We start from the raw sequence: 7,737 nt of genomic DNA, 5'->3' as shown, positions 1-7,737 counted from the left end.
TTTTAAATGATCGTTCTTAACTTGTAACGCAAAGAAAAAGAGAGGTCGGTGCAATACATGACTTTGGCAGAATACAATAAACGATACGAAACACTCATGCACAGCAACTTACCAAACCATGAGAAAGATCTCATGCTGTCTGCTCTTATGACTGAACTAGAATCAGCTTTTAATATTCCTATGCAGAAAACACCTGAATGGGAAGAACGAAATCGGAAAGTAATTGCTTTGTATCGTAAAGTATCTTTAAGCAGAAGCTTCTAAAATCTTATAAAGTAGGCCACAAAAAAAACACCCGAAGGGTGCTTGGATTTCATCCAACTCTTTCTACTATGTCCAAAAATGGTTCTTTATTAACGATAAATCCATATACTCAGGCTTCAAGTGTTTTAAAAATACGATTATTTGCTGTTGCTTTGGAGAAATTTTATCTGTAGAATTGTCAGTAATTAGAATATGAACGGAAAAAGAACCTCAACTGTTACAAGGTGCGACAACACCATTGTAACCGTCCCCCTATTCACGGTAGGGAAACTCTTGTCGAAGTTCTTTGTTGCTTCCTGATTTATACCCTCATTTTACGGGGTAATGCAGTTAGTTTCAAGGAAAATTATTCGCTTTAGCTTAATTTTAGTTAATCTGAGTAAAAAAGACACTGTTTCCCCTTATGTTTATCGGGAAACGGTGTCTTTTTCTGTTCCTGAAAAGGAGAAACCTCAATGACACTCTTAACAGCGTATAACCAGGATGTACAACGTTATTTTCAAGGCAGCTACTGCAATAAAATCCGCAAAGAAACCATCCTTTCCACGATTGAAGAGAAAGTCTTCAAGATGGGAAAAAGTTTTGGCCAACTGTTTCCAAATAAGCGAAAACTGGTGTTGGATGAAATCATTTATTTACTGAGTGGCAGAGGCATTTGCAAAATCGGTGCAGATAAACTGGCAGAAAAGGTCAATTGCTCGGTCCGCACCGTAAAAAGCGCTGTCGCTTCGATTAAGGAAACCGATCAACTGGTTGTGGCCCGGCTAGCAGATGACAAGGCAGGGAAATACATTTTCGTATACAAAGAACACCCCAACTTCAGCCAAATTTTAAATGAGGTCTTCTTCCTTGATTCACTGCCCCAATCGGATGTCGTTGCACCTCCTTTTGCACCTCTAGTTGCACCTCTTCAAAACGCTGAACCTGTTGGGGCTGTAAGTGTAGAAGGGCAAAAAACGAGTTCTAACCATATTAACTCTTTTAATTCACTACAAGAAAGAGATAGTATACAGCAAGCTATTGAAAATGATGTGCAAGATTCAAACCAAAACCAAGAAAAAACACGCGAAAAATTGCAGGTTTATCAGGCCAACCAATTTCAACTCATGCTATTTGATGAGATTATGGCGTTTCCGTTCCCTGATTCCATCAAAACGGTCGCTGGAACGCTTGCTTTACGGGTTGGAATGGACTGTGACGAGAGAAAAGTGCTTCAAGCGATGCAATTACTCAATAAAATGGCGATTAATCTGATGAACGGGGTAGAAATACGCAATATCGTGGCTGTTTTCAGTGAAGGAATGGCCAATCAGCGGTATTTAGTGGTTTCCAAACCTCATGTGCAGCCGTCTGCAACGCCTAAAGTCCGTTTTTATAACTGGTTGGAAGATTTAAGCTGATCCCGTAGAGGATTCCTTTTAGCCAGCGTGAAAAAATCCCCTTTTCAAGACCGGGAAAGGCCTTAAAAAAGGGGAATGTGGCTGAATGGCTTATGTTTCACTCATCAGCTGTTTTCTTTTTGTAGTTGATCGAACAAAATCCGAGCGCCTTCCGGACTTAACATCAGTCCCGGAGCAAACTCTTTGTTTTCTGCTAGTACCTGACCGGTTACGGCACACGCCCGATGCGCCTGGTATTTCTTCAGCAGCACAAAGTCGCCGTCCACGAAGATTTCCATGGCATCGCCTTCATTTAAATTCATGGTTCGTCTTAATTCGATGGGAAACACAAGACGGCCTAGCGGATCTATTTTTCGTATAACACCGGTACTTTTCATTTTTACACAACCTTGCCTTCAGTTTTAAAATCTTCACCAGTTTATCATTCATTGGTTGGGATTTAAATCCATTCTTTAAGGCATTTCTACGCCCATCAGCGAGAAGAGGAACTTGATCGCCAGATACACGGGGACGATGAATACAGCCGTCCCTAAGCCGTATTTGGCGACATCTGACCAGTAATTGAGCAACGCGCCTTTTCTAACGTTCTGGACCATGGTCTTGCTCCTTTTCTCGAGGTCGTCCATGTTTTCGTTCATTCTGCGGTTCATCTGGCTCATGCCGTTGCTCAACATGCCCTCGATCTCGCCCATTTTCTGGACGGTCGTTTCGTTGTTCGCTGCCATCTCGCTCGTGCCAGTTTCCAAGTGCTGCAGAAGCTGATTCCCGTAATCGCGCTGCGTGCTCTCGAGCGCTTTCAAAATCGAAATCATCTGTTGCTGTACGTCCTGGCTGACTTTCGTGATTTTCGCCAGTTCGTTGTCCAGTGTCATTTGACTGGTCCCGTCCTTGTCCATGTGGACCCGAATGTAGCTTTTCATCAACGTGTTGAGTTCGTTCGTTTCCTTCATCAGTTTTTCCAGTTCGTTCGAATTCGGCAGAGGCTGCGTCTGATAGACTGGCGCTTCCTCGCTCTTGACCTCGTTCAATTTGTCTTTCAAACTCATGCGTCAACGTCTCCTTTTCGTAAGCCAAGCCTAGTTTTGTTCCCCGGACAAACCGTTCAAAATCGGGGTGCTTGAAGCTGATGTTTTTATTGGTGATTTTGGTTTCAATGCCAAACTGCGCTTTTAATTGATGGGCGAGATCCGGCAGGCTGGTTGCCTGGCCTTTGATGCTGTCGATGCTTTCCCGAATCTCGTCTTTCCAGCTGTCTTTCCCTTTTTCTAGCAACGCTTTTTCCGCGAGGGTATAGCGAATCTGGGCCGTGGGTTCTTTGACGATCGACAAGCCTTTGGCCAAACAAAGTTGATCACTTTGTTCCCGAATCTTGTACAAGTCCTTCTTAGAGGATTGATACTTGCTGCCATTCTCGAAACTGACCGCATTGATGACAATGTGATTGTGAATGTGGTCTTTGTCGGTATGCGTATACACCACTGCTTCATGTCCCTTAGCAATATTCCGGGCTAAGTCCTGACCGATTTCGTTGGCCATTTTAGCCGTCACTTCGCCTGGTTTAAACGATTGAATGACATGATGGGCCTGAATGCCTTCTGTCTTGCCCCAGAGCTCTCTGGTGGCTTTAAATTGCGCCTTGGCATATTCTGCCGGGCAATCCACTCCACCCCGTTCTTTCGCGCGCTTCTCCGCATAGGAAATCAGTTTGGTCGCTACTTTTGTATTGCCGAGTTGAATTGTTGCCATAACGCGTGCAACTCCTTCTCTATGCGCTGCACTTCCTCTTTCGGAACTGCCGCCCCCTCATTGGCCCGCTTGGACAACTGATTGACGTTGTTTCCAATCGCGCGCAATTGCCGAGCCATCTCAAATGCCCCCTCCCGATCGATCTTGGGAGGCGTCATTCTCGCCCCTTGTGCCTGCTTCTTGCAGAAGGTCGGCACACTCATTCCAGCAGCTTGAGCCATTTGCTCAAGCTGCTGGAATTCGAGGTCGTTCACCCGAAATTTAATCTGTCGATTCTCTTTCCTGTTCTCTCCCAAAAAGACCGCCCCTCCTTTTCAATCTGCGATTGAAATTATGCTTCCTACTCGTTGGTGTGCTCCGAGTATATCAGCATAATAGAGGGTTGGCAAGCTTCGTAAATGGTACCCATTTACAGCTTGTTGGGGAGTCCCCCAATCCCCCAAAGACCTTGGGCGTTGCCCAACCCCACAAGGGAAATGCTTTCCCTTGACCCTCCCCAAAAATCAAAAAGAAGGTTTCTGGCACGCAGCTGATCGCTCGTCCCCGAAACCAAAAAGCAAGCCGATGGCCAAACGTTTTCACGTTTAGCAGCCGGCCCATTTAACCAAAAACCCCCTAGATCATCAGGCAATTATTCTGGCGATAAACGCCAACTAATTGCCGAAATCGCTTACGAGCCAAAACGAAATAAAAGGAATTGTTTTTCATTCTTAGAAAAACAGCTCCTTCTTTCTGATAGAAAATATATGGCATCCGTTTTATAACCGAAACGTCTTCAAGTTACTCTCAATCTGTTCATCCGTAATGCCGATGTAGCGCAGGGTAATCTGCGGATGGGCGTGGTTGAGGATGTTCTGCAGCTCGGCAATGTCTTTGAATTGCTTGTAATGCCAGTAGCCGAATGTCTTGCGCAACGTGTGCGTGCCAATGCCATCCGGCATATCGACCATCTGGGCCGCCTTGTTGAGCTGGCGGTACGCTTGGACCCTTGTAATCGGTTTTTTCCCTTTGCGGCTCGGAAACAGCCATTCTGAGCCGTTTAACGCGTCGATATAAGCATTCAGTTCGTCGTAGATGTTGCCGAGGTGGATGGTCCGCCGTTTTCCGGTTTTTCCTTCACGCAGCGATACGACTTGCTTGCCTTTGATCTCGCTCACTTTGACCTTTAATAAATCCCCTACCCGCAGACCCGAATTGATGCCCAGGAGAAACAAGATATAATCCCGTTCGCCGCACCATTTTTTCAGGCTCCATTTCATGTCCTCGATTTTTGCCAGCGATCGGATCGGCTGCACGTCTTTGATTTCGTTTTGCTTATTAGCCATTTTAAAAAACCTCTTTCCAAAATCAATAAAAAAACTTACTATTTCATTTTTTGATAATAAATTCTAACAAGTTGAGATAAAATGGAAGCAGGGGGGCGTTTTCATGAAAAAATTCACGTTATCTTTAGTTGGGGGAATATTAATTGGATTTATTTTTTCCTTTGTTTTTTGGGATTATCAAGGGTCTACGTATGAAATCCTCAACCAAGCTGGAATAGATCGTACCGTCAGCGAAATGGATTTTGACTTCGTCTTTAAAGCATCTTTACTTTCTCTAGTTTCGGCAATTTTAATTTATCTGCTTTGGAACTTTTTTGATAAAAAGAAGCATGAAAAGTTTGTAGAAGAATTTAATCGGAATAAAAAATCGAATAACTAATCAAAAACAAGAAGATATATTTAATCTTCTTGTTTTTTCTTTTCTATATGAATAAAACAGATGTAGCGAACTACGGAAGGCATTTTGGCCAAAAGAAAAAAGAGCGCCGTCAACGAAAAGCGAGCCCAGTAGAATCAAGGTTTTGAATGTATCTTTTTTTCTAGTAATTTCAGTTTCGTCGTTTTTTTCTAGAAAGTCAATGGAATCAGGGATTTGAATGTAACTTAATTTGTATTAAGTTACATTCAAAATTCATTTTCAAAGTACTTTTCATTAAAAATTTTTCCAATAGATAATTCATTTTATGCTAAGATAACAGAAAAAACAAAATACTTATTAGGAGGACCAAAAATGAAATACCTCTTCTTATCTGTTTTTGTAGTTATGATTCTCTGGCCCATTTTAGGTCTTCTGACAGGAGATATGGATTTTAGCGGAATGAGTCTATTTATTGGTGGGATAACATTAGGTTTCATCTTGAGAAAAGTAACTGAACCAGAACCAGATCCTGAATAAAGGAAATGGAAATACTCACTCAATAGGTGGGTATTTTTTATGGATTTTGAATGTAACTTAATTGCTAATAAGTTACATTCAAAAAACTGATTAAGGTTCTTTAAAACCATAGATGGCTACAAAAGTAAGGAATAGATATATGGCTAGACCACAAGCATTAAACGAAACTAAATAGAGTCTTACATTGCCTTTAAGTCCGAGTAATCCTAGAATGATCCCTGCTACACCGAAAATTAGCGGCAAATAGAAGTTTATCTCCATGATAAATACTAAAAGGTCAAAGCTTCCTGGAGAAGAAGGAAGTGCAAACGGTAAAATCATTAAAGCAAAACAAATTGCTGAAAGAATCGAGTAGATTTTTTTAAGCAAAATACCCCTCCTTCTGATTTACATCCTGTCTATATCTGAATGTAACTTAATTCACAATAAGTTACATTCAGTTTTTATAAAAAAGGCCCATTTATGTAATGGGCCAATAATTCCCTATGTAAGTTGAGCGCAATTAGTTTTTCATGTCTTTAACTAGAAAATAAATTCCTGAAGCAAAAAGCACCGTACTGATCACGAGGGGAAAAATTCCAATTGCTCCTAATGTCGAAACGAACAGTCCCATTTCGGAAGAGTACCCCACTGTTGCCTGATAAGGTGAATAAATTGCTGCGGCTACTAGTGTCAGTCCAAATAAAACCACACCTGACAATATCCCGATTCCCCCTACTACTATCTCTTTCATTTCATTCACCGCCTTCGGTATCAATTGATTTATATTAATAATTCCCTACCAGCAGATGAATTTCCTTTTTTTAGCACGTTATGAGCTTTGAGTTATTTTTTCTTGAGTTTGAATGTAACTTAACTGCACTTAAGTTACATTCAAATCCGCTAAAATAAAAAGGTTTAGGATACCCCTGTTTCCGAAGAATTAGAGGAGAATTTATCATGCATACTTAAAATGATTCCACATGCTAACACCGTTGCTAAAAACGAACCTACATATAGCAAAGGAGAAGGTGCAGAGCCGAAAGCAACTTCGCTGGGCAGATTTTCTACATTAGCCCAGGCGGCTTCCCAGTCTGGTTCATAATTCACCGTTTTTACGTATCCTATCGCCATAGTAGTCATAAAATAAATGCCATGGATAGCAGTTGCTCCTAGTAGAGATTTCGAAATAATCTTCATCCTAATTCCCTCCTCGTTTTCTAGATTTTAGCATATCAGCAACCAATGGTTTTATTTGTTCTAGATCCTTACCATAAGCTTTGATTATTTTTATCTTTTTCATAGCATTCAACTCGCTTTTCAGCTGCATTGAATTCTAGTTCTTCTAACGTGGGGCCAGCTAGTTGCTTCTGATCCTCTTTTAGCCGATCTATTTTTTTAATTTCATTTTACTGCTTCATTGAACCATCTATGAATTCATGTGATAAGATAAAAGCAAATGAAACGTTGATATGAAAGCATTCTTTATGTGACGACGTGATGATGAATGAACGACGAAAGGTGATGATAAGCATTCAAGAATGGTATAGCATTGCTGAATTGGCAGAGAAAACAAGAATCTCTGAACCCAGTTTAAGAAGATATATAACGAAATTTCATCCTTATTTCATGAGCAAGGGCGGGAATCGTGCCAAGAAATACGACTCTACTGCAATAGACGTTTTGCTGCGAATTAAGAAGCTATATGATGCTGGCTATGAAACTATTGGCGTGGCGGACGTTATAAAGCATGAATTTCCCGTGATTATTAATGATAATAAGCGTGATAAAACTGAAGAAAGCCATTCTGCGCGGGCTTTGGCGACTACTGAGGACGTGACGGAATTAAAGAAAGTCTTAACTGAAGTGAATCAAAAATTAGCAAAACAAGAAGAGTTTAATGCCTTACTCATTCAAAAATTAGAGGATCAAAATCGCTTTATTAAAGAGGCCCTAGAAAATCCTCCTCCTTTACTTTTAGAAAAAAAGACGGATGAAGAAGAGGCAGCCAAACCAGCTAAAGAATTAAAGAAAAGGTTTTGGAGTCGCCTTTTTAAATGATCGTTCTTAACTTGTAACGCAAAGAAAAAGAGAGGTCGGTGCAATACATGACTTTGGCAGAATACAA

12 protein-coding genes are annotated in these 7,737 nt (G+C 41.2%); 4 read left to right on the top strand and 8 right to left on the bottom strand.

Annotated elements, in window-relative coordinates:
- The first annotated feature begins 719 nt into the window (after nucleotides 1–719).
- On the top strand, nucleotides 720–1,664 hold the full coding sequence (locus H9630_RS18665; protein ID WP_191716978.1) for a cytosolic protein: 945 nt from the start codon (nucleotides 720–722) through the stop codon (nucleotides 1,662–1,664).
- Between the two features lie 104 nt (nucleotides 1,665–1,768).
- On the opposite strand, the gene H9630_RS18660 is transcribed toward H9630_RS18665, so the two are convergent.
- The 5 genes from H9630_RS18660 to H9630_RS18640 all read right to left on the bottom strand — a co-directional run bounded on the left by H9630_RS18660 (nucleotide 1,769) and on the right by H9630_RS18640 (nucleotide 4,735).
- Nucleotides 1,769–2,041 (bottom strand): AbrB/MazE/SpoVT family DNA-binding domain-containing protein, encoded by a 273-nt coding sequence (locus H9630_RS18660; protein WP_191716977.1) that lies wholly within the window; start codon nucleotides 2,039–2,041, stop codon nucleotides 1,769–1,771.
- Nucleotides 2,042–2,116: 75 nt separating this feature from the next.
- On the bottom strand, nucleotides 2,117–2,260 hold the full coding sequence (locus H9630_RS18655; protein ID WP_191716976.1) for a hypothetical protein: 144 nt from the start codon (nucleotides 2,258–2,260) through the stop codon (nucleotides 2,117–2,119).
- On the bottom strand, nucleotides 2,244–3,410 hold the full coding sequence (locus H9630_RS18650; protein WP_191716975.1) for a relaxase/mobilization nuclease domain-containing protein: 1,167 nt from the start codon (nucleotides 3,408–3,410) through the stop codon (nucleotides 2,244–2,246). Before H9630_RS18650 ends, H9630_RS18655 begins: the two co-directional genes overlap by 17 nt.
- Complete coding sequence (locus H9630_RS18645) at nucleotides 3,377–3,706, bottom strand: plasmid mobilization protein (RefSeq protein WP_049694576.1); 330 nt, start codon at nucleotides 3,704–3,706, stop codon at nucleotides 3,377–3,379. Before H9630_RS18645 ends, H9630_RS18650 begins: the two co-directional genes overlap by 34 nt.
- 462 nt (nucleotides 3,707–4,168) lie before the next feature.
- The gene (locus H9630_RS18640; RefSeq protein WP_191716974.1) at nucleotides 4,169–4,735 is read right to left on the bottom strand and encodes a site-specific integrase; all 567 of its coding nucleotides are present in this window, start codon (nucleotides 4,733–4,735) and stop codon (nucleotides 4,169–4,171) included.
- Between the two features lie 103 nt (nucleotides 4,736–4,838).
- Between H9630_RS18640 and H9630_RS18635 the strand changes: the two genes are divergently transcribed.
- Both H9630_RS18635 and H9630_RS18630 read left to right on the top strand, forming a co-directional pair.
- Nucleotides 4,839–5,114, top strand: coding sequence for a hypothetical protein (locus tag H9630_RS18635; protein WP_191716973.1), 276 nt, complete (start codon nucleotides 4,839–4,841; stop codon nucleotides 5,112–5,114).
- A 351-nt stretch (nucleotides 5,115–5,465) separates the two neighbouring features.
- Nucleotides 5,466–5,630 (top strand): hypothetical protein, encoded by a 165-nt coding sequence (locus tag H9630_RS18630; protein WP_191716972.1) that lies wholly within the window; start codon nucleotides 5,466–5,468, stop codon nucleotides 5,628–5,630.
- A gap of 90 nt (nucleotides 5,631–5,720) precedes the next feature.
- Here the strand turns inward: H9630_RS18630 and H9630_RS18625 are convergent, their stop codons facing one another.
- From H9630_RS18625 to H9630_RS18615, 3 genes are all read right to left on the bottom strand, one after another.
- Complete coding sequence (locus H9630_RS18625; RefSeq protein WP_191716971.1) at nucleotides 5,721–5,999, bottom strand: hypothetical protein; 279 nt, start codon at nucleotides 5,997–5,999, stop codon at nucleotides 5,721–5,723.
- 133 nt (nucleotides 6,000–6,132) lie between these two features.
- Nucleotides 6,133–6,363, bottom strand: a complete 231-nt coding sequence (locus H9630_RS18620; protein WP_191716970.1) for a hypothetical protein — start codon at nucleotides 6,361–6,363, stop codon at nucleotides 6,133–6,135.
- Between the two features lie 164 nt (nucleotides 6,364–6,527).
- A complete protein-coding gene (locus H9630_RS18615; RefSeq protein WP_191716969.1) occupies nucleotides 6,528–6,809 on the bottom strand; it encodes a hypothetical protein in 282 nt (93 codons plus the stop codon).
- Between the two features lie 300 nt (nucleotides 6,810–7,109).
- On the opposite strand from H9630_RS18615, the gene H9630_RS18610 reads away from it, so the two are divergent.
- Nucleotides 7,110–7,670, top strand: a complete 561-nt coding sequence (locus H9630_RS18610; protein WP_191716968.1) for a MerR family transcriptional regulator — start codon at nucleotides 7,110–7,112, stop codon at nucleotides 7,668–7,670.
- Nucleotides 7,671–7,737 lie beyond the last annotated feature (67 nt).

This window comes from Planococcus wigleyi (assembly GCF_014836985.1).
In the GTDB taxonomy this organism is placed as follows: domain Bacteria; phylum Bacillota; class Bacilli; order Bacillales_A; family Planococcaceae; genus Planococcus; species Planococcus notacanthi.
The sequence above is the reverse complement of the archived record's forward strand: the minus strand, read 5'-3'. Positions and strand labels throughout refer to the sequence as shown.